Source organism: Marinobacter nitratireducens (assembly GCF_000708045.1).
Classification (GTDB): domain Bacteria; phylum Pseudomonadota; class Gammaproteobacteria; order Pseudomonadales; family Oleiphilaceae; genus Marinobacter; species Marinobacter nitratireducens.
This window is the reverse complement of the sequence record NZ_ANIE01000007.1, coordinates 107,802-133,103: the sequence shown is the minus strand read 5'-3', so window position 1 is coordinate 133,103 and position 25,302 is coordinate 107,802. Positions and strand designations below refer to the sequence as shown.

Here is a 25,302-nt window from a genome sequence, read left to right as displayed (position 1 = left end):
GAGGAGGACCAGTATGGCGGAAGTAACGGTAAAACAACTGGCCGAGGATGTAGGCGCTCCCGTGGATCGTTTGCTGAAGCAGATTGTAGAAGCGGGCCTGACGGCGCGTTCTGCAGAGGATTCTGTGTCCAGCGATGAGAAGCAGCAGTTGCTGGCCTATTTGAGAAAAGCTCACGGTGAGGCAGAAGCCGAGCCCCGCAAGATTACATTGAAGCGGAAAACCACGACGACACTCAAAGCTGGTAAGGCGAAGACGGTCAACGTGGAAGTTCGCAAGCGCCGGACATACGTCAAGCGCGCAGAATTGCAGCCTGAGCCGGAGGTCGCTAAGCCTGAAGAACCGGTAGAAGAGCAGGCAGCCGTTGAAGCACCGGCGGAAGAGGCTCCGAAGGTAGAAACGGGTGCCGCTGAGGTTGAGGCGCAGGCGCCGGTCGAGCCTGAAGTCAAAGAAGAGGCACCGGCGACAGAAGAATCCAAGTCCGAGGAAAAAGCGGCAGAACCGGAACCCGAAGTTGCGGCTGAGCCGGTGGTTCAGCCGGAAGACATTCCTGTTCCTCCGCCTGAGAAGGATGGCAAGGATCGCAAGGCCAAGAAGAAGAAAGAAAAGGGTCGTGAGCGCGGTGATGAGGAAGAAGGCAAGCCGAAGAAGAAGCAGGCTGGTCACCGTGGTCCTCGTAGTCGCCCGGTTGAAGAGCCGGTTGTTTTGTCCGAGGACGAAGAAGAGTCTGCGCCGCGTAAATCGCTGCGTATGAAAAAGAAACCGAAAGAGAAGCGTCACGGCTTCGAGAGGCCGACCAAACCAATGGTCAGAGAAGTAGAAATTCCAGAAACAATTTCGGTGGGTGACCTTGCTCAGCGCATGGCTGTCAAATCAGCAGATGTCATCAAAACCCTGATGGGCATGGGAGTCATGGCCACCATCAACCAGGCCCTGGATCAGGAAACTGCAATCCTGGTGACGGAAGAGTTAGGGCATAAGGCCAAGACCGTCAGCGAAGATGCTTTCGAAGAAGAAGTGCTGAGTGAAATCAGCGAAGGCGTCGAAGGCATGGAAAAAACCAAACGTGCGCCGGTTGTGAGCGTCATGGGTCACGTCGACCATGGTAAAACCTCACTGCTGGATTACATCCGTCGTACCAAGGTTGCTGCAGGCGAATCCGGTGGCATTACCCAGCATATCGGCGCTTATCATGTAGAAACCGACCACGGCATGGTGTCGTTCCTGGATACCCCGGGCCACGCAGCTTTCACGGCCATGCGCGCTCGCGGTGCTCAGTGCACGGATATTGTTATCCTGGTTGTCGCTGCCGATGACGGTGTTATGCCACAGACCAAAGAAGCCGTAGAGCATGCCCGCTCCGCCGGTGTACCTGTCGTGGTCGCCGTCAACAAGATGGATAAGGAAGAAGCCGATCCCGACCGCATCAAGAACGAGCTGGCCGCATTGGAAGTGATTCCGGAAGACTGGGGCGGTGATACTCAGTTTGTACCGGTTTCTGCTCATACCGGCCTGGGTATTGATGACCTTCTTGAGGCCGTTCTGCTGCAGTCTGAAATGCTTGAGCTTGAAGCTTCGCCGGATGCGCCGGCAAAAGGCGTGGTCGTTGAGTCCAGCCTCGAGCGTGGTCGTGGTTCTGTGGCGACGGTTCTGGTTCAGAACGGTACCCTGCGTCAGGGCGATATGGTGGTTGCCGGTTCCTTCTTCGGTAAGGTTCGTGCGATGACCGACGAGGCCGGAAAGCAGGTGAAAACTGCTGGACCGTCTATCCCGGTTGAGATTCTCGGTCTGAACGGTACGCCGGACGCCGGTGATGAGTTCTTCGCGGTTGCGGACGAGAAGAAAGCCAAGGAGCTTGCCGAGTTCCGCCAGACCCGCGAGCGTGAGCAGCGTCTGCAGCGTCAGCAGGCGGCCAAGCTGGAGAACATGTTCGAGAACATGGGTAAGGATGAGGTTAAGACGCTTAACGTTATCCTCAAGACCGACGTACGCGGTTCTCTGGAAGCCATCACCAAGGCGTTGCTGGATCTGGGTAATGAAGAAGTTCAGGTGAAAGTGGTGTCCTCTGGTGTCGGTGGTATCGCCGAGACCGACGTCAGCCTCGCGGCAGCAACCAACGCCGTTATCTTCGGCTTCAACGTTCGTGCGGATTCGTCTGCCAAGCGTCTGGTGGAGCAGGAAGGCCTGGATCTGCGTTACTACAGCATCATCTACAACCTGATTGATGATGTTAAAGCTGCGCTGACCGGTATGCTGGCTCCGGAATTCCGTGAGGACATTGTCGGTATCGCCGATGTTCGGGACGTGTTCCGTTCGCCGAAGTTTGGCCAGGTTGCCGGCTGCATGGTTACGGAAGGCACGGTTTACCGGAACAAGCCGATCCGGGTGCTCAGGGACAACGTCGTCATCTTTGAAGGCGAGCTGGAATCCCTGCGTCGCTTCAAGGATGACGTGCCGGAAGTCCGGAACGGCATGGAGTGCGGTATCGGTGTTAAGGGCTACGACGTGAAGGTCGGTGACCAGATCGAGGTCTTTGATCGCGTCAGGGTCGAGCGCAAGCTCGAGTCCACGGGGGCCTGATGTCCAGAGAGTTCAGTCGCACCGATCGCATCGGCGATCAGATGCAGCGCGAATTGGCCCAGCTGATTCAGAGGGAGATCAAGGATCCCCGCGTCGGTATGGTCACGGTGAATGCCGTCAAGGTGAGCCGTGATCTGGGCTATGCGGACATTTACGTGTCGCTGCTGTCCACTGAGGAGCTCACTGAGGAATCGCCGGAGGTCAAGGATTCTCTGGCCGTCCTCAACAAAGCCTCGGGTTTCCTGCGTGGTCAGGTCGGGCGAGCGATGAAGTTGCGGGTTGTGCCACACCTTCGTTTCCACTTCGATACGCTGCAGGGATACAGTCGGCATATGGACAGTCTGATTCGTCAGGCTGTCGGTGAACACCCGGCTGTGCCACGGGACGATAACGACGACCCGGTTTCGGACAACCCGGAGCGAGACGCTTGAGTCGAAGACGCAAAGGTCGTGATGTTAATGGCATCCTGGTGATCGATAAGCCCCAGGGTGTCACCTCCAACGGTATTCTCCAGCAGGTCAAGCGTCTTTACGGCGCGGCCAAGGCGGGGCATACGGGCGCCCTGGATCCGCTGGCAACGGGGGTCCTGCCCCTGTGTTTCGGTGAGGCGACCAAGTTCTCCCAGATGATGCTGGACAGCGACAAGGCATACATCGCTACGGCACGCCTGGGTGTACGCACGGAGACCGGTGACAGCGAAGGCGCTGTTGTTGAAGAAAAACCTGTACCGTCAGATCTGACAGCAGAGACCCTTGAACCTGTTCTGGAGCAGTTTCGCGGAGACATTCAGCAGGTTCCCTCGATGTATTCCGCCCTCAAGCACAAGGGCCGTCCCCTCTATGAATATGCCCGTGAGGGTATTGAAGTCGAGCGTCCTGCCCGGCCGGTAACCATTTTCGAGCTGACCCTTCTGGATGTCCGTGACGGCGAGCTGGATATTGCGGTTAGCTGCACCAAGGGTACGTATATTCGCTCACTGGTTGAGGATATCGGTGAGGCGCTGGGATGTGGTGCCCATGTGACGGCATTGCGGCGCACAATGGCATCCGGATTCACTCTGGCGGACACCAATAAAGTGCCGGATCTGGAGGAAAAACGGGAGCGTGGTGAGAGCCTGGATGGGCTGCTGGTGGCACCGGATGCGGCATTGTCCATGTTCCCGGAAGTGGCGCTGGGAGGCGCCTCCCTGGTGTCGATATTGAACGGACAACCGGTTAGAATATCGCATCAGCCTCAGCAAGGTTTTGTTCGCCTGTATGCCGGTAACGGCGAAAAGGGCAGTTTTGTGGGGCTGGCAGAAGCATTCCCGGACGGCGAGGTCACCAAGCTGGTGCCACGACGTCTGGTGAAAAGCAGCAACAGGCGTTAATCCCTTTGCTGTCTAGCCGGGCTGTAGAGATGCGCGGTCCGGCCGTATTCGAAAGCATCGCAAACAATGAGGTGAGTTATGGCTCTTTCAGCCAACGAAAAGGCACAGATCGTTAAGGATTTTCAGCAAGGTGAAGGCGATACCGGTTCTCCTGAAGTTCAGGTTGCACTGCTGAGCGCCAACATCAACAAGCTGCAGGATCACTTCAAGACCAACAAGCAGGATCACCATTCCCGCCGTGGTCTGATTCGGATGGTAAACCAGCGTCGTAAGCTGCTGGACTACCTGAAGCGCAAAAACGCTGACCGTTACCTGGATCTCATCCAGCGTCTGGGTCTGCGTCGCTAATCCGGTCTTTTCGACCTGAAGGCTGGTTCGGCCCCGGCCGGCACCAGCCAACAACCGGCGGGGCTCTTTGAAGTCTCGCCGGTTGTGCTTTTTAGCTAAGCAAGTATTGCAGCGATGCTGTCAGTGAGTTCGAGGAATTCCCTGTCGTTAAATGGAAAGCCGAAATTGATAGCAGGTTGTTGGAAGGCCCGGGCCTTGGTGTTTCCGGGGTTTTGCAACAGCCTGTTAGCTTTCAGACGGGTTGGGTTCGGATCCCACGGCGGTGACCTGCAGATAAACGATCAACGCACAGGGGTGCGTGGATCGAATCAATTTGAAAAAGATATATCAGGAGTTACTTGTGGATCTGAATCCCGTAAAGAAGACATTTGAACTGGGTGGCAAGACGGTCACTCTGGAAACTGGTCGGATTGCGCGCCAGGCAACCGGTGCGGTTCTCGTTTCCATCGACGACGTATCCGTACTTGGTACGGTTGTTGGTGCCAAAGAGCCGAAGCCGGGACAGGGTTTTTTCCCGCTGACCGTTAACTATACCGAGAAGACTTACTCGGTTGGTAAAATTCCAGGTGGTTTCTTCAAGCGCGAAGGTCGTCCGTCCGAAAAGGAAACTCTGACCTCCCGCCTGATCGACCGTCCGATTCGTCCGTTGTTCCCCAATGGCTACATGAACGAAGTTCAGGTTGTCCTGACTGTGATGTCTGCCAACAAAACCCAGGATCCGGACATTGCCGCTATGCTGGCTGCGTCTGCAGCGCTGGCTATTTCCGGTATCCCGTTTGACGGTCCGATCGGTGCTTCCCGTGTGGCGTTCACCAACGAGCGTGGCTACTTCCTGAACCCGACCTACGAAGAGCTGGAAACGTCTCTGCTGGATATGGTCGTTGCCGGTACCGAAGACGCGGTACTGATGGTTGAGTCCGAAGCGAAAGGCCTCAGCGAAGACCAGATGCTGGGTGGCGTTCTGTTTGCTCACCAGGAAATGCAGACCGCGATCACCGCGATCAAGGAATTCGCTGCCGAGAACGGCAAACCGCGCTGGGAGTGGACTCCGGAAGCGGAAAACACCGAGCTGCTGAACGCCCTGAAAGGGGAGTTCTCCGGTGCCATCGAAGAAGCCTACAGCATCCGTGACAAGATGGATCGCTACGCTCGTCTTGGCGAGATCAAGACCGCAGCGGTTGAAAAGTTTGCCGGTGAGGAAGAAGGCCAGCCTTCCGAGGAAGAGGTCAAGAAGTACTTCGGCAAGATCGAGAAGTCGGTTGTTCGTCAGCAGGTTATCGACGGCAAGCCACGGATTGATGGTCGTGACAACAAGACCGTTCGTCCGATCGAGGTTGAGGTTGGTGTTCTGCCGAGCACTCACGGTTCTGCTCTGTTCACCCGTGGCGAAACCCAGGCCATCGTAACGGCCACTCTGGGTACGGCCCGTGACATGCAGATCATTGATGCTCTGGAAGGTGAGCGCAAGGATCCGTTCCTGTTCCACTACAACTTCCCTCCGTACTCCGTTGGTGAAGCTGGTCGTATGGGCAGCCCGGGCCGTCGTGAAATCGGTCACGGTCGTCTGGCCAAGCGTGGTGTTGCGGCGGTTATGCCGACCATCGAAGAATTCCCGTACACCATCCGCGCGGTATCCGAGATTACTGAATCCAACGGTTCCAGCTCCATGGCCTCTGTCTGTGGTTCCAGTCTGGCACTGATGGACGCAGGTGTTCCTCTGAAGGCGCCAGTTGCGGGTATTGCCATGGGTCTGGTCAAGGAAGGCGAGAGTTTCGCGGTTCTGACCGATATCCTGGGTGATGAGGATCACCTGGGCGACATGGACTTCAAGGTTGCCGGTACCAAAGACGGTATTACTGCTCTGCAGATGGATATCAAGATCAACGGCATCACCGACGAGATCATGGAAATCGCTCTGGAGCAGGCTCATTCTGCACGTCTGCATATCCTGGGTGAGATGAACAAGGTGATCGCCGAGTCCCGTCCGGAGCTGTCTGCCCGTGCACCTAGCATTACCGCTATCAAGATCAATCCGGACAAGATCCGCGATGTGATCGGTAAGGGTGGTGCAACCATCCGCTCCATCTGTGAAGAAACCGGTGCGTCTATCGATCTGGACGATGACGGCAATGTGAAGATCTATGCGGACGACCAGGCGGCGGCTCAAGCGGCCGTGAATCGGGTGAAGGAAATTACCGCTGAGATTGAAGTTGGTGCCATCTACAAGGGCCGCGTTGAGCGGATTGTGGACTTCGGTGCGTTTGTAAACATTCTGCCGGGTAAGGATGGTCTGGTTCATATCTCCCAGATCTCCGAGCGTCGCATCGAGAATGTTTCTGACGAGCTGAGCGAAGGTCAGGAAGTTCTGGTTAAAGTGCTGGATGTGGACAATCGTGGTCGCGTTAAGCTGTCCATGAAGGAAGTTCAGGAAGGCGAGCAGCCGACTGACTTTTCTGACTAAGACTGGTTAGTTTTTACAGTCTTGAAAAACCCGCCTTTTGGCGGGTTTTTTTGTGTCTTGTGTTCGGGTCATGGTGCTAGTGAGATTCGGACGGTGGCTTCCAAAACACACTACTAGCACATCCATGTGCGTTTGTTTCGGGCCGTCCATGGCCCTCAACAGTTTTGGAAACCACCGCCCGAACCTCACCCCAAATAATGATCGCGCCTGCCCAGTTTTTTGACTCGCTATTTTTCTGAACGTTTTTCTAAGAATTCCAAAACTTCCCCTTTGTACGCCGGTATCACAAAAGTAGCCGCGTGTGGGGTATCCGTTTTAAGGAACGTCTTGGGTTCTTTCGCTGCGCCGTAGAGTGCGACGCCGTGGTGGTAGGGAATGATTCCGTCACGGGCGCTGTGGATGATCATGACCGGAGTGGGGCTGATCTCCGGGATTCGGTCGATGCCCTCATAGTCGTCGGGGATGGTCCAGCTCAGGGGGATCTGGAAAGGCCAGGTGAGCCAGAATGAGCCAAGTTTTTCGCGTGCAATCAGGCGGAAACCGGAAAAGGTGCTGTCCAGGACCACACCATTCAGTGCTGGCTGTTCCTCGCGCTTGACCCATTCGCTGGCAAGCGCAATGCCCAGTCCGCCGCCGAGGCTCTGGCCCAGAAGGTAAAGTGGGCGATCACTAACGCCGTTTTTTGCGCCCAGCCATCGCAGGCCGGTTTCCACGTCATGTAAGGCGCCCTCAAGGTCTGGGGCGCCACTGGACTTGCCGTAGCCGCGGTAGTCGATGGTGAAGACGTTGTAGCCCTCAGCGGGCAACCAGGCAACGTTGAGTAGGTGGCTGCTGATGTTCTGGGCATTGCCGTGCAGGTAGTAGATGGTGCCTTTTACAGGGGCGTTGTCGTTTGCTGCCGGGAGCCACCAGCCATGAAGGCGTTCGCCGTCGGGTGTGTCGAGGTAGATGTCTTCATACTCCAGGTTCAATCGGTCCGGGGTAATGTAAGTTACGTTATCCGGATAAAAGAACACGCTGCTGCAGCCCCCGCTTAATAAGGCCGCGGTGATCAGCAGTAGGCTAACTATAGCCTGCCTGAAACGCCCGGGTTGGAGTGAACTGCCCGTTGGCGATGTCAGAAGTAAGCGTGCAATCCTGCCTGCCATAGACTCTGGTACCTGTCGTAGTGATCTTCCCGGGTGAATTCGGCAAATAGGCTGAATTCGCGGCCAAAGTGCCAATTGGCTTTGGCGTAGGCCTGGTCCTGTCGATGCTGGCTGCTCACGATCCATGCTTTGGTTTTGGCGCCGGCTATCAGGCTCAGGCGGTCGCTTTGAAACAGCAGACCAAGGTCAGCGCCAGGGGCGGCGTCGTAGCCCCGGCGAAGGTCGTCGTCGATTTCCAGATCGGCAGTGGCGATGGCAAAGGCCTGGGTGCCGGTGGCAAGCCGCCAGCTGCCGCCGGCGCCACCTTCGAGGTAAGGGGTCAGGACCCTCTTGTTACCGATATCCGTCCTGCGCCCGCCGAACCCGACTTGCCATGACAGCGGGGAGAAAAACTGGTTTCGGGGGCTCAGGGAACGTATTTCCACGCCCGTCAGTTTTTCCAGTTGGAGTTCATCATTGTCGGTGTAATAGCGCGCGTCCATGCGGAGGAACTGCAACTGGGCTCCGCCACGATAACCAGCCGGTGGATCGAGAACGTCGTGGTACGCCGGACGCAGGGTCACCTGAGTAAACTCCCGGTGCGCATGCTGGCCTCCGCCAAGGCTCAGGCGAAAGGTGTCGTGGCCCTGATCATCCCTGACGCCCGGCTCCGGCGGCGTTTCTGGTGCTGCTGCGTGGTCGATCCTGCTGCGGGCTCTCAGCAGGTCGTGGGACAACGGCGCGGCTATATCCCTTGGCCAGCCCTCCGCCTCGCTCTGGTAGCGGACATAATCATAGGTTGCATCCAGAACCCTGGCACGCGCTTTGGGCGGCAATTCGGTAACCTCGTCGGAATCCACTTCGACATAGCCGTTGGCGATGGCCGCCGACAAGGTCTGATGCTCGGATGGCAGCGTAGACAAGCTGTAGGCGACGGATGTGGCTGCCGATGGGCGGTAATAGACGTCGCTGACCAAGTCCTTGTCCACAACCCAACGCACGGTGTCTGATGGTATGGCGTGGGTGCTCACTTCGCCCAGCAGGTCAGTGCCCGGGCGTGCCACGTCAATCAATGCGAGTAGGCGGTAGGCGCAGTTCTCGTCGAAGAAGTAGTAGTCAAAATTGTGGTCCCGAATTTCCCAGGCATGGGCAAGCAGCAAGTCCACTTCGCTCTGGTCGAGGTTCAGGGTGTATTCCCAGAGGTCTCTGTGCTCAATATCCGAGTAGAGGCGGATTTTTTCGTAATAGGGCTGGACGGTGGTGATGCCGGGATAGCCGCCAAAGATCCCCTTGTAGGCAAACAGGAGTTCGCTGTCATGAGCGGCGGCGTCTGCGGCGTAGGAAATCGTGCTGGCCAACAGGAGATTGGTTTGTTCGTCATCGCTGGGCGGATCGAGTCGCAGGAACGTGTGCCCGAACATGGAGGAAGGGCTGTTCAGGTAGGAGGCAGCGAAGACCAGTGTCACTGTCTCTGTATTCAGGGTATTTACCCACTCGTCATAGGAGGGGCATTCGATCGGAGGCAGCTCCAGTCCAAGGCGTTGCTGCAGCCATTCGGTGCGGGCTGGAAAACGGCAGCGTGCGTGTTCGTCACCGTTACCGGGCTGACGTATCGCGCTGAGCGTGGCCTGCAGTTCGGCCTGCGGCGAATGCTTGCCGAGATCGCTGAGGAAAAAATCGGGATCGTCGGCCTGGCTGGTGTAGCCGTCGCCCCAGGTGTCCTCCTGGTAGTGGCCAAGAATGAGCCAGGCTGGATCCTGGTACAGGGCTTCGTCGTTTGTGTGTGTGTCCGCCTGGGCGGGTAGAGTGAGGGCGAGCAATAACAAGGCTGGCCCAAGGCGAAGCAGGTTGCCCATGGCTGTTGATCATTGTCCGGAAGTTGGAGGATTTTGAGAAATGATGCGCCGTCCCTGGCGCATGAGCGATTCCTTCAGTGCGGCCTGGATCAGGCTGCGACGTACTTGCTCAGATCGTCGTTCTGTTCCATCAGGGCAACGATGGCGTCTACCGCTTCACCAGAGGTGGTGTCAGAGCTCGGGAAGATGGTCGCAAAGTTGTCCTGCAGGGTCTTGCGGAAAGTGTCACGATCGGCTTCTTCAACGCCCAGCAGTACGGCCAGGGTGTCGATGTTTTCGCCGGATCCGCGGGACATGTCACGGGCAACCTTGTCGATGTTGCTGTCCATGTACATGGCCATGGATTGTACGGCCTGGTTGGTGGAGCAGCCGAGGGTACCGGTGGTCATACCGAAAGTCTGGTTACCGAAAGTACCGTTAGTGGTTGCGGCCAGGACGTGTGGGGCAATACCGGACTGTCCTTTCCAGATCATGGCACCAACGCCACAGCCAGGCTGTGCGAAAGCCATGGAGGAAGCGCCGAGAAGAATTGCACCTGCGATCAGTTTTTTCATTATCCACTCCTTTATGTGGTTTTTTAGCTGTCGTCGCACATTTCGCCACCGCGGTCGGGTGGTGAATGCTTGAACGGCCCTGACTGTTTTGTGGAGACAGAACGACCGTTGGCTTGAGTATAGTTCAAATCCTGCATCTGCAAGCTTAAAGATTAGTGAGTTATTGATTTGGCCCAAGAATCCGGAGAAATCTGATCACGTGTTCATATTTCAAAAGTGTCTAAACAGAGATTTTAAATTGCGTATTGTTACATAAAGGTGAATTCAGTATAGTGCGCGCAGCCATGAAGGCTGATCGACAAACACATGGAGAGTTTTTTGTGAAAAACGTACTTATCGCTTCCAGTCTCGTACTGGCCGGCGCCCTCACCGGTTGTTCCTCCCTTAACGTCAGCTCCAGCCCCGTTCCCCTGAACGGCTCTGTTGATACGGATATCAAGGCTGATATCGAAGTTGGCGAGAAAATCACTGGCACCTCATCCGCCACCAAAATTCTGTTCTTCACCATGAGTGATGACAACGAATACGCGGATGGTATGGCCTATGGTAACGGCGGTGGCAGCAGCCTGGGTCTGGGCGGCCTCGATCCGGTTTCCGCAGTGAAATCTGCAGCCGCGTACAACGCCATTTCAGCATCCGGTGCTGACGTGATTGTGGCTCCGCGCTACACCGTCAAGAAAAACGACTACGTCGTTTACGGCACCATTGACGTGACTGTTGAAGGCTACAAGGGCACGATCAAAAGCGTTAAGTAAACGCGGTGCCTGAGACAAAAAAGCCGGGGCATGGTGACATGCTCCGGCTTTTTTGTGCTTGGGGCCCTCGCAGGCTCAGCCGCCCAGATAGGCGTTCTGGACGTCCGGGTTGGCGAGCAGGTTTTTGCCGGTATCCTGAAGGCGGATGCGCCCTGTTTCCAGGACATATCCGCGATCAGCCAGATTCAGGGCCTGGTGGGCGTTCTGTTCTACCAGAAACACGGTAATACCTTCATCCCGAAGGTGCCCGATAATCTCGAAGATCTGCTGGATAATGATGGGGGCGAGCCCAAGCGATGGTTCATCAAGGATGATCATTCTTGGCTTGCTCATCAGCGCCCGACCGATGGCCAGCATCTGCTGCTCGCCGCCGGACATGGTGCCTGCACGCTGGAGTTCCCGCTCTTTCAGGCGCGGGAACAGCTCGTAGACGTGCTCCAGGGTCTTCCGGTTTTCGGCTTTGCCATTGAAGAAACCGCCCATGAAGAGGTTTTCCTCGACGGTCAAGCCAGAGAAAATACGCCGCCCCTCGGGCACAATGGATATGCCGGAGCGCATGATCTCGGCGGTTGGTGCACGGGTGATATCCCGGCCTTCCAGAATGACGCGGCCAGAGCTGGCCTGTGGGTTGCCACAGACGGTCATCAGAAGGGTGGTTTTACCCGCTCCGTTGGCGCCGATCAGGGAGACGATTTCGCCTTTGTTGACCTCAACCGAGACGCCGTGCAGTGCTTCGATTTTGCCGTAATGCGTATGGACATCTTCTAGTACTAGCATGGTTTTTCCTCAGGCCTCACCCAGATAGGCTTTGATCACGTCGTCATTCTGGCGGATTTCTTCCGGGGTGCCACTGGCCAGGGGGCGCCCCTGGTTGATGACATTGATCCGGTCCGAGATGTCCATTACCAGGCTCATATCGTGCTCGATCAGCACGACAGACACACAATAGTCTTCTTTAAGGCTGACGATCAGTTGGTTGAGGTCCTTGGTTTCCGCCGGGTTCAGGCCTGCTGCCGGTTCGTCCAGCATGAGCAGCTTGGGTTCAGTCACCATGCACCGTGCGATCTCCAGACGGCGCTGCTGACCGTAGGCCAGGTTGCCGGCCTCCCGATTGGCCATGTCCATGAGGCCGACCCGGTTGAGCCAGTAGGCAGCACGGTCCAGGGACTTCCGCTCCCGCTCGCGGTAATCGGGCGTTTTTAGCAGCCCGGCCAGCAGGTTGGTATTGAGATGCCGGTGCTGGGCGACCAGCAGGTTTTCTACCACGGTCATGTTGTTGAACAGGCGAACGTGCTGGAAGGTGCGCACCATACCCAGCCGTGAAATCTTGTAGTCAGGCTTGCCCTGAACTTCCTGGCCCTGAAACAGGATCTTGCCGCCCGTGGGCTTGTAAAAACCGCTCATGCAATTGAATACAGTGGTCTTTCCGGCGCCGTTTGGGCCGATGATCGACACGATTTCACGCTCGTTTACGTCCAGGGACACCTGATCAACAGCCAGCAGGCCGCCAAAGCGCATGGACAGATTCTGTACTTCAAGCATCGTCCGTCACTCCTGCTTGCTGAGTTCAATGTGGATGCGGCGCACAGGCATCAGGCCCTGTGGTCGCCAGATCATCATCAGCACCATGGCGGCACCGAAAATCAGCATCCGGTATTCTGAGAATTCCCGGGCCAGCTCGGGCAATATGGTGACGGCGATTGCTGCCAGTACCACACCGATCTGGGAGCCCATTCCGCCGAGAACGACGATGGCGAGAATGATGGCGGATTCCAGGAAGACGAACGATTCAGGGCTGATGAAACCCTGCTTTGAGGCAAACACGGTTCCGGCAAAACCGGCGAAAAACGCACCAATGGTGAACGCGGACAGCTTGACGGCAGTCCGGCTCATGCCCAGAGAACGCGCGGCGATTTCGTCTTCTCTCAGCGCTTCCCAGGAGCGTCCGACCGGCATGCGCATAAAGCGGCGAATCACGAGTGCGGTAAAGACCGCCAGGACCAGGGCGATGAGGTAGAGGAAGATAACCTTGTGTTCACCGCTGTAGGCGATACCGAAGGTTTCATGGAATGAAACATTGCCTTCTTCCTTTACCCTCCGGCCAAATTCCATGCCGAAGAGTGTCGGGTCGGGAATGCCGCCCACGCCATTCGGGCCACCGGTCAGGGAGGTCCAGTTGTTGAGCAGGATCCGGATGATCTCGCCGAACCCGAGGGTGACGATGGCGAGATAATCCCCCCTCAGTCGCAGTACCGGAAAGCCCAAAGTGAAACCAAACAGCGCGGCCAGGCACGCACCAATGGGCAGGGCTACCCAGAAAGACACGCCGGCATACTGGGAGAGCAGGGCGAAGGTATAGGCCCCTACGGCGTAAAAGGCGACATAGCCCAGATCCAGCAGGCCGGCCAGGCCGACCACGACGTTCAATCCCAACGCCAGCATGATGTAAATCAGCACCAGTGTGGCCAGATCCACGGCGCCGCGGGACACGAAGAACGGCCAGAACAGGGCGAGAATCACAATCCCCGTCAGCACCCAGGATTCAATCCGTGCGCGCTTGTTCTCCGCCATGGGCTCCTTCTGGCTTTTGGGGAGCGGCGATGGGACGCTCTTCAGGACGGACAGGATGTTGTCCCGGAACAGCTGGAACAGGAAGACCACGACAGCCGCAGCCAGAACCGAGATCACGGTGGATGCGTCGGCGCCTTCGAGAGTGACGTTGATGCCCTGGGCTTCCAGGTTGAGGCCCAGGATCGGGTAGGCGATAACGAGCGTTACGACCGCGCAAAACAGCGCGTGCTTGAGGTTGTTAGCAGCCATCAGATTTTCTCAACCTCCGGTTTGCCGAGCAGGCCGGTGGGTTTGAACAGCAGAATGAGAATGAGTAGGCCGAAGGAAACCACGTCCTTGTATTCACCGCTGAGGTAGCCTGAGGTCATGCTCTCGGATACGCCCAGGATCAGACCGCCCAGCATAGCGCCCGGGATACTGCCGATGCCGCCGAGTACTGCTGCAGTGAAGGCCTTGAGGCCGGCGATGAATCCGAACAGTGGGTCGATAGAACCGTAGTACATCCCCAGCAACAGGCCGGCAACGGCCGCCAGGGCGGCACCAATCACGAACGTGGCGGAAATGATCCGGTTGGTGTCGATGCCTAGCAGATTGGCCATCCCAATATCCTGGGACACAGCCCGACAGGCTCTGCCGGTGCGGGAACGGGATATGAACAGGGAGAGCAGGGTCATGCAGATGAGGGTGGTTATGAAGATGGTGATCTGCATGTAGGAGAGGGACATCTGGAATGCGCCTGATGAGCCGAATTGGAAGCCGCCTTCAATCAGCGCCGGGAAGCCGATATTGCGGGATCCCTGGGCCAGATGGACGTAGTTCTGGAGAAAAATCGACATGCCGATGGCTGAGATCAGCGGGATCAGGCGGTGTCGTCCCCGGACTGGCCGATAGGCGACACGCTCGACGGCCCAGCCCATGGAGCTGGAAACGATCATGGCACAAATCAGCGCGATGAGAAGTATCAGAGGCAACCAGGTCACGCCGAGTGTGGCGAGTCCGGTGATGGCGAGCAGCGCGGTGTATGCGCCAATCATGTAGATTTCACCATGGGCAAAGTTGATCATGCCGATGATGCCGTAAACCATCGTGTAACCGATGGCGATCAGGGCGTAGGCGCTCCCGATCGTTAGCCCGTTAATGAGCTGTTGGGAAAAGTACAGGAGGTCTTGCATTGTTTTGGAGCTCCGAAAGCCTGCTCCCTCCGCTTCCGCATCCCCGGAACGGGTTATCCGTGCCAGTCATGGGGGAGGTTCAACAGGAGCCTAGAAAAACACCTTCTCCCGGATCGCGGTGAGAAGGTGCTCTCAGTATTACCGTTTTTTAACGATTTTGGCTCATTTTACCGGAGTTTTGCTTCCATCTGAATGCCATTCGTAGACAACAAATTCGAATGACTTCATATCGCCGGCTTTGTCGTACTCAACGGTGCCAATGGGCGTCTCGAAACTGTTGCTGCGCAGAGCTTCGGCGACGTCGAAGGGGTCGGTTGAGTCGGCCTTCTCGATGCCCTCGGCAATCAGTTGTACGGCAGCGTAGGACGTCAGGACGAACGGGCCTGACGGGTCTTCACCTTTGGACTCAAAAGCGGCAACCAGCTTCTGGTTTTCAGCTTTCTGGTCAAAGCTCGGTGGCAGGGTTACTAGCAGACCTTCGGCGGCTTCGCCAGCGATGGTGTTGATGTCCTTGTTGCCCACGCCTTCCGGGCCCATGAAGGTGGCATCAAGGTCAGCCTGGCGTGCCTGGCGCAGAATCAAGCCGAGCTCGGGGTGGTAGCCACCGTAATAAACGTAGTCGACGTCAGCTTGCTTGAGTTTGGTGATCAGAGACGAGAAGTCTTTGTCGCCAGCCGTGATGCCCTCGAACATGGCGATTTCAACGCCCTGGCCCTTGAGGGTGTCACGCACGGCGGTTGCGATACCTTCACCATACTGCTGCTTGTCATGAACGATGGCGACACGCTCTGGGTTCAGGCTGGCGATATAGTTTCCGGCAACCGGTCCCTGCATGCTGTCGAGACCGATGGTGCGGAATACCAGCTCATAGCCACGCTCGGTGATTTCCGGGCTGGTAGAGGCTGGGGTTACCATCAGGATGCCTTCATCCTCATAGATGTCGGACGCGGGCTGGGTGGAGCTGGAGCAGAGGTGGCCGACCACAAAGCGGACGCCATCATTGACCAGACTGTTGGCAACGGTAACGGCCTGTTTGGGGTCGCAGACGTCGTCATACTCGACGCCCACCAGCTTTTCGCCGTTAACGCCGCCGTTGGCATTGATTTGTTCAATGGCCATGCGGGCTCCGGAGAACTGCATGTCACCATACTGGGCAACGGGGCCGGTCATCGGGCCGGCGATGCCTACCTGGATCTCGGCAGCGGCCTGGCCCGCGCCAAGGAGGGCAATGGATGTGCTGACAGCGATTGCGAGTTTTTTAACTGGAGTTCTCATTGGGTTCTGTCCTGTCTGGTTCAGGGTTATTCTTGTGTTCTCAGAGAGTTAAACAAACACCACAGCCTGCTGCTTGTCAAGCAGATCGGGCCATAGTTTGCTCGGGAACACAGAGTTGCTTTTTGGCGGAGGCTGAGACGACTCCCGCCTTGTAAGACTGACTGTCCTCGAAGGTATAGCAAACCCTGTGCCGTTCTGAGAGCTGTCACGCGTCCCTGTCGTCGAGTTCGTCCTGGTCGTTAAATACAAGTGCGCGGAAATTTTCGTGCTCGCGCAGGTGTTCGAAGCTCATATCGACGGAGGCATCATCCCGATAGGCTTCTGAAATGTCGATGGCTTTCTGCAATGTGGCGATGGCGTCTTCCCAGCGGCCGATTTCTGCATAGGCGCAGGCCAACTGGTAGTGGGCATGTCCGTTATCCGGAGCCAGCTTGAGGGCTCGCAGGCAAAGGCTGATGGCCCAAAGCGGTTCCTGCATTTCCAGAACCGCATCGGCTTTATAACTGAGAGCCTCGACGTCATCGGGCCGAAGGTCAAGAATCTGGTCGTAGGCGGCGATTTTGTTCTGCTGTGAGGTCTCCTGGCTTGCCTTAAGCCAGAGCGAATGCACCTCGTTGGTGCGCTCTATCTCTGCCTGGTTCTGGTGAATGATGTCGGACTTCTGCTGGAGTTGCTCTTCAATGGACTTCAGGCGTGACTCATACTCCACAACCAGTTCGTTGACCCGCTTCTCGGCAAGACTCGTGAGCTGATTGCGCATATCGCGGATCGAGTTCCAGCCGAAGACCACCAGCACGGATGTCGCGCCGGCAATCAGGTAAAAGAAGTAGGTAACGGTATCGGTGGCGTAGGCCATGGTTTTGTCTGCCACCGACAGTTCTTTGTCGACCACCTTTTCAATCAGTTCCGCGCGGGTGTTCTGCATCTCTTTGCGGAGGGCTTTGCTCTCTTCGAGCAGATACAGCTCAATGAAGGGGGTGTACATGGGCTCTTCAAGGTCCGACAGCGCTGCCGCCACATCTTCTGAGGTGACATCCTGCCGTTCCGGTGCAGCGGCGCTTTCGTCACTCTGGGCGTGTGACAGCGAAGCGAATATCTGCAGCAGCACTGCGAATACGGTGGCTAGTATTCGAAATGATGGCGAGCCGCGGTGGGCGGCGGAAGATTGGCATCGCGCTCCGGTGAGAAGCAGTCGTCTGTCGATCATCAAGTGGTTTCCGTTGTCGGGATTTCACGAAACGTGTGACCTTACCATAGTGGCAAACAGAAAAAATGCACCTGTCGGCGGTTGCTAGGTAATATTCACCACTTGCTTTTTATGATCCAGAGACCTCTAATAGTTAGTGGTATAAATAAATTTGGCCGTATGGAATTCAGACACCCATGACGTCGGATCGGAGCATTTCAGACGATAACTACGAAAAGGTCCTGGTGGCGCTCAGGCGCGTGATCAGGGCAACGGATCTTCACTCCAAACGCTTGAGTAAGCATGCAGGTCTCACGGGGCCACAGTTGCTGATCATGCGAAGTATTCGGGATCTGGGTGAGGTCACCATCGGCACCATTGCAGAGAAGGTCAGTCTCAGCCAGGCGACGGTCACGACCATTCTGGATCGATTGGAGCATCGTCAACTGGTGTATCGGGTTCGTAGTACCCGGGATAAGCGTAAAGTCCATGCTCATCTGACCGAGCAGGGCGCGGAGATTCTCTCCCGGGCACCAAACCCGCTTCAGGAGGACTTCATCAAGAAGTTTCAGAGCCTGCACGAGTGGGAGCAAACTATGATTCTGGCGTCCCTGCAGCGCGTGGCCAATATGATGGATGCGGATGATATTGATGCTTCACCGGTGCTGGATGTGGGGCCGGTTCTGAAAGACGACGGCTGGAAAGAGCGGGCCTGACGCCGGGCGGAGCCGAATGCCATCATCCGGCCCCGTTCCTGAGTAATGGTCAGTGAACCGAGGAGCCTTTCCTCGGTTTGTTGCCGAAGCACACCTGAAAAACATCGTTATAGTGCTTCGCAAAGTTCACGCTCAGTCCTTCCTTGAGATAGTCCGGTAGTTCCTCGTAATCGCCCCGATTGGCCTCGGGGAGAATCAGGTTGCTGATCCTCTGGCGCCGGGCGGCAATCACTTTTTCACGAATCCCTCCGACTGGCAGCACCTGCCCCGTCAGTGTGAGCTCACCGGTCATCGCAATGTTATGCTGTGGCGCTTCTTTGCGGGCAATGGAGAGCAATGCGGTTGCCATGGTCACGCCCGCGCTTGGGCCATCCTTGGGCGTGGCGCCCTCCGGCACATGGAGGTGAACGAACGATTTGTCGAAGAACGTTTGGTCACCCTTGAAGCGTTTGAGGTTCGACGATACGTAGCTGTACGCAATCTCGGCCGACTCCCGCATGACATCCCCGAGCTGCCCGGTGAGTTTGAAGCCGCGTTGGCTGCTGTGAATTCGGGATGCTTCGATGCTCAGGGTAGCGCCACCCATGGCCGTCCAGGCCAGGCCGGTCACTACCCCGGTGCCTTTCAGGGACTTTTCCTTGCGGAAGATTGGTTGGCCGAGGTAGGTCGCCAGATCTGCAACGCCAACCTTGATGGGTGTGTCCGGACCTTCCAGCAGCTTCACTATGCCTTTCCGGATGATCTTGTGCAGATGCTTTTCCAGGTTCCTGACCCCGGCTTCCCGGGCGTACCCATCAATGACCTGCTTAAGGGCAGCATCGGTAATATTCAGCTGCTTCTTCTTGAGCCCGGCGCGTTTCAGCAGTCGTGGCAGGAGATGGTGCTTTGCGATGGCCACCTTTTCTTCCGCGATGTAGCCCGACAGGCGAATGACATCCATTCTATCCAGTAGTGGCCGGGGAATGGTGTCCAGCTGGTTGGCCGTGCAAACGAAAAGTACCTTGGACAGATCCATGCGCACGTCGAGGTAGTGATCCAGGAACTCGCGATTTTGTTCCGGGTCCAGCGTTTCCAGCAGCGCTGACGCCGGATCTCCCTGGTACGACGCGCCGATCTTGTCGATCTCATCGAGCATGATCACCGGATTGGACACCCCGGTGTCCTTCAGGGCCTGCACGAACTTGCCCGGCATGGCGCCGATGTAGGTGCGGCGATGGCCCTTTATCTCCGCCTCGTCACGCATGCCTCCAACACTGAACCGGTAGAAATCACGGCCGAGCGCATCAGCAACTGAGCGCCCGATCGACGTCTTACCAACGCCCGGAGGGCCGACGAGCAGCAGTATGGAGCCGCTGACTTCACCCTTGAAGGTGCCCTCGGCGAGAAACTCGATGATGCGGGATTTCACGTCGTCGAGGCCGTCGTGATCCCGGTCGAGAATACGGCGCGCTTCGGCAAGGTCAAAGTGGTCCTCCGAGTGGATGCCCCATGGCACCTGGGTCAGCCAATCCAGGTAGTTTCGGGTAACCCCATATTCCGGGGATCCTTGCTCCAGTACCTGCAGTTTTTGCACCTCGTCTTTGAAGCGTTCCTGAACCTGCTCAGGCGGGCTCAGTTCGGCCATCCGGGCTTCGAAACGCTCGATGTCCGCCGTCTTGTCGTCCTTGGCCATTCCGAGTTCCCGCTGAATGACCTTCAGCTGTTCCTTGAGGAAAAACTCCCGTTGATGCTTCTGGACCTTGGCGTTCACCTCTTCGCTGATCTCGGATTGAAGTCTGGCGACTTCCTGCTCCTTACGCATGAGCAGGAGTACTTTTTCCATGCGGCGCAGCAGTGGCACCGTGTCCAGAACATCCTGAAGTTCTGCGCCTGGTGCGCTGGTCATTGAGGCGCCAAAGTCGGCCAGCGGGGAGCTGTCGTCGGGGCCGAACCGAGAAAGGTACTGCTTGACCTCCTCGCCGTAGAGCGGGTTTGTCCTCAGCAACTCTTTGATGGCACTGATGATAGCCAGGGTATAGGCTTTTAGCTCGTCGGCATCCTCCTCCGGCTCGGTCGGATATTCGACTTCCACCAGGTAGGGCGGTTTCCGCCTCAGCCACTGGACGATCCGGAAGCGCTGAAGCCCCTGCGCAACAAACTGGACCTTGCCTTCCTCGTTCTGGGCGTGGTGAACCCGGACGGCGCAGCCGATGGTTTCCAGGCTCTCACTGTCGGGGGTGCCATCCTCGATGTCCTGCTCGGGGACAAAGCAAACACCGAGGACCTTGTGATCGGTTTCGCCGACCCGCTTCAGGGTTTCCTGCCATGGATCCTGGTTGACCATGATGGGCTGGACCTGGGCCGGGAAAAACGGCCGATTGGTCACCGGCAGAACGTACATGCGCTGTGGCATCATCTGTTGCGGAAGAGCGAGACTCTTGGAATGCTCGTCCTTGCCGATGTACTCGGTTACGTCTTCCTCGAATTCCTCAAACGTATCTTTCGGGTTTTCGTCATTCATGCCGGGAGCGTCCCATGCCGAGAGTTGTGATAAGGTCCGGAAACCGGTTCCGGAGACGTGTGATATAGGCTATGTAACGTCAAATCCGGTTTTTTCAAGACGATGGGGAACACTGGCAGACGGTTGATTTTGCTCGAACTGCCCCCATTCAGTCCTCCATATCGGCGATCAGTGATTGCTGTCAGTCCAGACCATTTACGCAGGTGTTATTAATGAGCAGCTCTCCGTACATTTTCGAAGCCACCATGGATAACTTCCAGCAGCAGGTGATGGATGCCTCTGCCAATACTCCGATTCTGGTGGATGTATGGGCGGAGTGGTGTGCCCCCTGCAAGCAGCTGATGCCATTGCTGGAAAAGCTGGCGGACGAGTATCAGGGCGCTTTCCTGCTGGCTAAGGTGAATGCCGACGAACAGCAGCAGCTGACAGCGAGTCTGGGAGTGAGAAGCCTGCCCACGGTGATTCTGGTCAAGGATGGTCAGGCGGTGGATGGCTTCAATGGTGCCCTGCCCGAGGGAGAAATTCGCCAGGTGCTCGACAAGCACGTGGAGGCGCCGCAGGAGGATCCGTATGACAAGGCCCATAGGCTCTGGAACGATGGCGATACCGAAGGTGCGTTGGCTGTGCTTTCCGAAATGAACCAGAAAGATCCGGAGAACCTGAAGGTGCTCATCGACCTGGCCCAGCTGAAGGCCGAAATGGGTGATCTGGAAACCGCCGAGCAGGTACTTAACAGTCTGCCCCCCGAAGAAAAAATGCAGCACCAGGCGAAGCAGTTGGCTGCAAGGGTGAAGTTTCTCAAGCAGTCGGCTGAGCTGACGCCGCAAGCAGAGCTGGAAGAGATGCTGGCTCAGGATCCGAATAATCCCGATGCGCTGCACCAGCTGGCGCTGCATTTCGTGCTGCAGGAAAACAACGCCGATGCCATGGAGTTGCTGATTCGCCTGATGCGTGCAGACAGCAAGTACAAGGATGAGGTGGCGAAGACGACACTGCTGGAGTTATTCGACAAGCTTGGCAACAGCAACCCTGATGTTCGGACCTATCGCAGAAAGCTGTACGCGTTAATGCACTGACCCGAGCATCGTCGCCGCAAGAACGCGCACTTTGGCAGGCGGCTCTATGCCGCCCGCCGTGCCTCCCCGGCCGGGTCTTTGGAGAATCGGTTGCCTCGCAGGAAGGTTCCGTAGTCATTGAACCGAACCCCCATTTTTTTCATCACCTCATGGGCCGCCGGAGCGGTCCACTGCCGGATATAGAATGGCTCCCGCACGGCAAAATGATGAATGGCGTGGGTGCTGCCGAAGTTGAAGCAAAAGACCTGCATTGGGAGCAGCCACCAAGGGTTTAGAACCTGGCATTGTTGCATCACGTTTCGGGGCTCGACATCGCCATAGTAGTGCATGTTGGAGCTGATGAAGTGGAGGCAGAAGGTGCGCAGGAATGAGGGCAGCATGTACACCACCGCAAAGATGTCCAGCAGGTTCAGTGCCGAAGCGGGCCCCGATGGTAGTTCAATGGAAACACCGCTGAGTTCTGCGACGAACAGTGTCAGATGGACTGCTACCCAGCCGTGGAACAGCAGGTAGTAAACATTTCCAAGTGGGGCATATGCAAACAGCTGTTGGATCCCCATTTTTCGCTTTTCAGTGCGAGAGTCCGTTTTCTGGGCACGAATATACTGCCGCACAGCGCGCTGCATCGTGAATGGCCGCAGAAAAACCGCCATCATGTTGTCACCGGTCATAAGAAGGCGTCGTAGCCCCCAAGATTCACCATTGGTAATCCCTCTTTCCTCCAGATCACTTTCGGTACCGCTGAATTTATGGTGGTGGAGGTGCAGCTTGCGCCGGACGAAAGGGCTGATTGTGCTTGCCCGCGCTAGCCAGCCGAGGGCGAGCATAAGATTGTTTGCCCATGGACGATTCTTGAAATACATCAGGTGAATCAAGTCGTGTTCCAGTTCATGGATGAAAGAAGCAAATATCGCTGTTACCGGAATGCACGCCCACCAGGGGATGAGGTTCATCACGTAGAGCGTTCCGCTGGCGATCATGCCCATGAGTGAAACCGCCATGATCGTTGCCCCGATCAGGTTCTGGTGTTTCTCCAGCCAGGGGTGCCGGCGGCGAAGGTCGCGGCCCTCTTGGAGGATGGATCGACGGATGTAATCGGTTTTCTCGGCATCGCTCATAAGATTGGGGTCAGCAGACATGGTTTTGACCTTTCTAGCGTTTGTGTTTGGCATTAAGGCACCTGTGGCCGTTGCTGTCTGCTGTTATTGTTGTGGAGAGCTTGCCAATCTCGGGCATGATGAGATGACAAAAAACGATCATTAGACGACAAAAATCATGGTGGCACTTTCAATAGTATCCAGCCAGTCGACAGTCCCCGGCACCTATGTCCTGTTACTCTTGGATGTAGTGGAGCGTTGGCACATTCCGATGGAAGAGCTGCTGGCGGATGAAGGCTTGGTGCCAGAAGACCTTCTGCGAAGCGGGTTTCGCCTGCCAAGGGAGAGTTTTGCGCGACTGATCCAGCGCGCGATAACGCTGACTGATGAGCCAGGCATTGGCTTCCTGATGGGGCTGCAAATGAAAGTGTCCTGTCACGGGGTGATTGGTCAGGCGGCGATGGTGGCGAAAACACTGGGGGAGGCCTTGGAAATAGCGCAGGCTTATTTCGGTCTTCCTTCGTCTGACCTTGAGTTGAAGCTTGATCGCGAAGGTGAGCGGGTTCGTCTGTCCTTGGTTGAACGGGATGAGCGATATCAGCTTGGCGAAGTTGGGGCGATGTTTCTGTTAACGGGGTTTGCTGCAATGGCAGAGGCCCTGACCGGTCAAAAGCTCAGGGGGGAGGGGGTTGTTCGTTTCGCGAGGCCATCCTACATAAACCGCTTTGATCACCTCATTGCCGGGCCCCTGACCTTTGGAGGTGCGTTCAATGGATTCCTTTTTTACCCTGAGATATTGGATTATCCGCTGGTCATGTCTGACCCGGTGGCGGCCCGGGTTGCGAGAGAACAGTGTAAGCAGGAACTGGGGCGTCTGGGTGGTGGCCGTTCCCTGATGCAGCAGGTCAGGGATCTGGTGTTTGATGAAGAGCTGGGATTTGCATCTCTGGAAACTGTGGCGGGGAAGCTGAATGTGACGCCCCGGACGCTCCAGCGGCGGCTTCAGACCGAGGGGGTGGTGTTCCGTGATATCGTGGAAGCCATTCGTGAGCAACACGCCAAACGGCTGCTCGCCTTGCGCCAGAAGAGCATTGGGCAGGTGGCGGATCTTCTGGGTTATTCCGATGTGACAAACTTCAGTCGTGCGTTTCGGCGCTGGGCCGGGTGTTCACCGAGAGACTATATGAGGGCGCCGGACTAGCGGCACCCTCAGTCGAACGGCGTGATTAGCCGTTTCCTTTCTGCATCTCCGCGTACTCGTCCTCAAAGAAGAACTTCTCTTCCCCGAGAGCGGGTTCCAGGTCGTGCAGCCAAGTGGCTGTCTCGCTGTACTTGGCGAAGAACGGGCGCTGGACCCAGTCCGGATTCCGACCCTGCAGGAAGCGCAGCACGAAAACCTTCTCACCCTTGATTTCGGTAATGCCCTGAATCTCCACTTTACCCGGGCCGGCACTCATTGAGGGGCCGCGGGCTGTGCGCGCCAGGCCGGATACCTGCTTCATAGCTTCCCGGTAGATCTTGTAGGCCTCGGCGAGGGGAACTTCGAAGTAGTTCTTGGCGCCGGTATCCCGCTCTACAAACATGTAGTAGGGGATGATGCCCAGCTTCACTTCCTTCTTCCAGAGCTTGGCCCAGGCATCGGCATCGTCATTCACGTGCTTGATCAGCGGGCCCTGGGCGCGGATTTCGGCGCCGGTCGCCCGAATGCGGCGGATGGCCTCTTCGGCGATGTCAGTGCTGATTTCCTGCCAGTGGTTGTAGTGAGCCATGATGGCAACGTGCTTGCCCGCGTCGACCAGCTTGGCGAACAGTTCGATCAGTTCGTCGGCATCTTTGTCGGTCACGAAGCGATACGGCCAGAACGTCAGGGCCTTGGTGCCGATGCGGATAGTCTGGATATGGTCAAACTCCGGCTCCAGCAGTGGCTCCAGGTATTGCACCAGGTTCTTGGTCTTCATGACCATCGGGTCGCCGCCGGTGACCAGCAGGTCGGTCACTTCGGTGTGGTTGCGGAGATAGCCATGCATCTTCTCGGCATCAGTGCTGGCCATCTTCAGATCTTTGTCGCCGACAAACTGCGCCCAGCGGAAACAGAAGGTGCAGTAGGAGTGGCAAGTCTGGCCCTGGGACGGGAAGAACAGCACGGTCTCGCGGTACTTGTGCTGGATACCGTCCAATACCTCGCCATCCAGTTCCGGCATGTTCATTTCCATCTGCCCGGCCGGGTGCGGATTCAGTTCGTCCCGAATCTCCTTGGCTGCCTCCTGGATCTCCTTTTTGTCGGCACCTTCTCTGTGCAGCTTTGCCATACGCTCGAAATGTTCATCCTTGAGCATGCCTTTTTGAGGGAAGACAAGTTGGTAGATCGGATCATTCGGTACCTTGTCCCAGTTGATGAGCTCGTTGATCACGTACTCGTTGACGCGAAACGGCAGCACGCTGGCCACGACCTTCATCTCAAACAGGGTCTCTTCCGGGAGATTCTGGATGATCTCGATTTTGTCGAGCTGGCGGTCTGTGTAGACCTTGAAGCGGCGTTCCTCGAATTCGGTGGTTGGAATCCGGTTCGGGAAGCTGACGATGGAGTTCATAGATCGCCCTCAATTAATAGAAGCCAAAAGACAGGAGTGCGGGATCGCCGCCGCTCCATTGGTTAAAAAA

21 protein-coding genes are annotated in these 25,302 nt (G+C 56.7%); 9 read left to right on the top strand and 12 right to left on the bottom strand.

What is annotated here, in order from left to right:
* Nucleotides 1–13: 13 nt before the first annotated feature.
* From infB to pnp, 5 genes are all read left to right on the top strand, one after another.
* Nucleotides 14–2,578, top strand: a complete 2,565-nt coding sequence (gene infB / locus D777_RS11765) for a translation initiation factor IF-2 (RefSeq protein WP_036132361.1) — start codon at nucleotides 14–16, stop codon at nucleotides 2,576–2,578.
* Nucleotides 2,578–3,009, top strand: a complete 432-nt coding sequence (rbfA, locus tag D777_RS11760) for a 30S ribosome-binding factor RbfA (protein WP_036132358.1) — start codon at nucleotides 2,578–2,580, stop codon at nucleotides 3,007–3,009. Before infB ends, rbfA begins: the two co-directional genes overlap by 1 nt.
* A complete protein-coding gene (gene truB / locus D777_RS11755) occupies nucleotides 3,006–3,947 on the top strand; it encodes a tRNA pseudouridine(55) synthase TruB (RefSeq protein WP_036132356.1) in 942 nt (313 codons plus the stop codon). Before rbfA ends, truB begins: the two co-directional genes overlap by 4 nt.
* A gap of 78 nt (nucleotides 3,948–4,025) precedes the next feature.
* Complete coding sequence (gene rpsO / locus D777_RS11750) at nucleotides 4,026–4,295, top strand: 30S ribosomal protein S15 (protein WP_036132354.1); 270 nt, start codon at nucleotides 4,026–4,028, stop codon at nucleotides 4,293–4,295.
* A 346-nt stretch (nucleotides 4,296–4,641) separates the two neighbouring features.
* Nucleotides 4,642–6,756, top strand: coding sequence for a polyribonucleotide nucleotidyltransferase (gene pnp / locus D777_RS11745; protein WP_227501769.1), 2,115 nt, complete (start codon nucleotides 4,642–4,644; stop codon nucleotides 6,754–6,756).
* 227 nt (nucleotides 6,757–6,983) lie between these two features.
* Here pnp and D777_RS11740 read toward each other — a convergent pair whose 3' ends face one another.
* The 3 genes from D777_RS11740 to D777_RS11730 all read right to left on the bottom strand — a co-directional run bounded on the left by D777_RS11740 (nucleotide 6,984) and on the right by D777_RS11730 (nucleotide 10,293).
* Nucleotides 6,984–7,772, bottom strand: a complete 789-nt coding sequence (locus tag D777_RS11740; protein ID WP_227501753.1) for an alpha/beta hydrolase — start codon at nucleotides 7,770–7,772, stop codon at nucleotides 6,984–6,986.
* A 101-nt stretch (nucleotides 7,773–7,873) separates the two neighbouring features.
* Nucleotides 7,874–9,739, bottom strand: coding sequence for an Lnb N-terminal periplasmic domain-containing protein (locus D777_RS11735; protein WP_036132350.1), 1,866 nt, complete (start codon nucleotides 9,737–9,739; stop codon nucleotides 7,874–7,876).
* 89 nt (nucleotides 9,740–9,828) lie between these two features.
* Complete coding sequence (locus tag D777_RS11730; protein WP_036132348.1) at nucleotides 9,829–10,293, bottom strand: DUF3015 domain-containing protein; 465 nt, start codon at nucleotides 10,291–10,293, stop codon at nucleotides 9,829–9,831.
* Between the two features lie 320 nt (nucleotides 10,294–10,613).
* Between D777_RS11730 and D777_RS11725 the strand changes: the two genes are divergently transcribed.
* Entirely contained in the window at nucleotides 10,614–11,048 is a 435-nt protein-coding gene (locus tag D777_RS11725) for a hypothetical protein (RefSeq protein WP_036133028.1), read from the top strand.
* A gap of 75 nt (nucleotides 11,049–11,123) precedes the next feature.
* Here the strand turns inward: D777_RS11725 and D777_RS11720 are convergent, their stop codons facing one another.
* From D777_RS11720 to D777_RS11695, 6 genes are all read right to left on the bottom strand, one after another.
* Nucleotides 11,124–11,825: an ABC transporter ATP-binding protein gene (locus D777_RS11720; RefSeq protein ID WP_036132346.1), complete on the bottom strand. Its 702-nt coding sequence runs from the start codon at nucleotides 11,823–11,825 to the stop codon at nucleotides 11,124–11,126.
* 9 nt (nucleotides 11,826–11,834) lie between these two features.
* Nucleotides 11,835–12,590 (bottom strand): high-affinity branched-chain amino acid ABC transporter ATP-binding protein LivG, encoded by a 756-nt coding sequence (gene livG, locus D777_RS11715; RefSeq protein WP_036132344.1) that lies wholly within the window; start codon nucleotides 12,588–12,590, stop codon nucleotides 11,835–11,837.
* A 6-nt stretch (nucleotides 12,591–12,596) separates the two neighbouring features.
* On the bottom strand, nucleotides 12,597–13,868 hold the full coding sequence (locus tag D777_RS11710; protein WP_036132343.1) for a high-affinity branched-chain amino acid ABC transporter permease LivM: 1,272 nt from the start codon (nucleotides 13,866–13,868) through the stop codon (nucleotides 12,597–12,599).
* A complete protein-coding gene (livH, locus tag D777_RS11705; protein ID WP_036132342.1) occupies nucleotides 13,868–14,791 on the bottom strand; it encodes a high-affinity branched-chain amino acid ABC transporter permease LivH in 924 nt (307 codons plus the stop codon). Before livH ends, D777_RS11710 begins: the two co-directional genes overlap by 1 nt.
* 162 nt (nucleotides 14,792–14,953) lie before the next feature.
* A complete protein-coding gene (locus tag D777_RS11700; protein ID WP_036132341.1) occupies nucleotides 14,954–16,066 on the bottom strand; it encodes a branched-chain amino acid ABC transporter substrate-binding protein in 1,113 nt (370 codons plus the stop codon).
* Nucleotides 16,067–16,271: 205 nt separating this feature from the next.
* Nucleotides 16,272–17,273 (bottom strand): TPR end-of-group domain-containing protein, encoded by a 1,002-nt coding sequence (locus tag D777_RS11695; RefSeq protein WP_081849537.1) that lies wholly within the window; start codon nucleotides 17,271–17,273, stop codon nucleotides 16,272–16,274.
* Between the two features lie 176 nt (nucleotides 17,274–17,449).
* On the opposite strand from D777_RS11695, the gene D777_RS11690 reads away from it, so the two are divergent.
* Entirely contained in the window at nucleotides 17,450–17,968 is a 519-nt protein-coding gene (locus D777_RS11690; protein ID WP_036132340.1) for a MarR family winged helix-turn-helix transcriptional regulator, read from the top strand.
* 49 nt (nucleotides 17,969–18,017) lie between these two features.
* On the opposite strand, the gene lon is transcribed toward D777_RS11690, so the two are convergent.
* Nucleotides 18,018–20,468 carry an endopeptidase La gene (gene lon / locus D777_RS11685; protein WP_036132339.1) on the bottom strand — a complete coding sequence of 817 codons (2,451 nt, stop codon included), beginning with the start codon at nucleotides 20,466–20,468 and terminating at the stop codon, nucleotides 18,018–18,020.
* 212 nt (nucleotides 20,469–20,680) lie between these two features.
* On the opposite strand from lon, the gene trxA reads away from it, so the two are divergent.
* On the top strand, nucleotides 20,681–21,544 hold the full coding sequence (trxA, locus tag D777_RS11680) for a thioredoxin (RefSeq protein WP_036132338.1): 864 nt from the start codon (nucleotides 20,681–20,683) through the stop codon (nucleotides 21,542–21,544).
* 44 nt (nucleotides 21,545–21,588) lie between these two features.
* Here trxA and D777_RS11675 read toward each other — a convergent pair whose 3' ends face one another.
* A complete protein-coding gene (locus tag D777_RS11675) occupies nucleotides 21,589–22,683 on the bottom strand; it encodes a fatty acid desaturase (protein WP_036133024.1) in 1,095 nt (364 codons plus the stop codon).
* 136 nt (nucleotides 22,684–22,819) lie between these two features.
* On the opposite strand from D777_RS11675, the gene D777_RS11670 reads away from it, so the two are divergent.
* The gene (locus D777_RS11670) at nucleotides 22,820–23,842 is read left to right on the top strand and encodes an AraC family transcriptional regulator (RefSeq protein ID WP_036132336.1); all 1,023 of its coding nucleotides are present in this window, start codon (nucleotides 22,820–22,822) and stop codon (nucleotides 23,840–23,842) included.
* A gap of 25 nt (nucleotides 23,843–23,867) precedes the next feature.
* On the opposite strand, the gene D777_RS11665 is transcribed toward D777_RS11670, so the two are convergent.
* Nucleotides 23,868–25,232 (bottom strand): KamA family radical SAM protein, encoded by a 1,365-nt coding sequence (locus D777_RS11665; RefSeq protein WP_036132334.1) that lies wholly within the window; start codon nucleotides 25,230–25,232, stop codon nucleotides 23,868–23,870.
* Nucleotides 25,233–25,302: the final 70 nt, after the last annotated feature.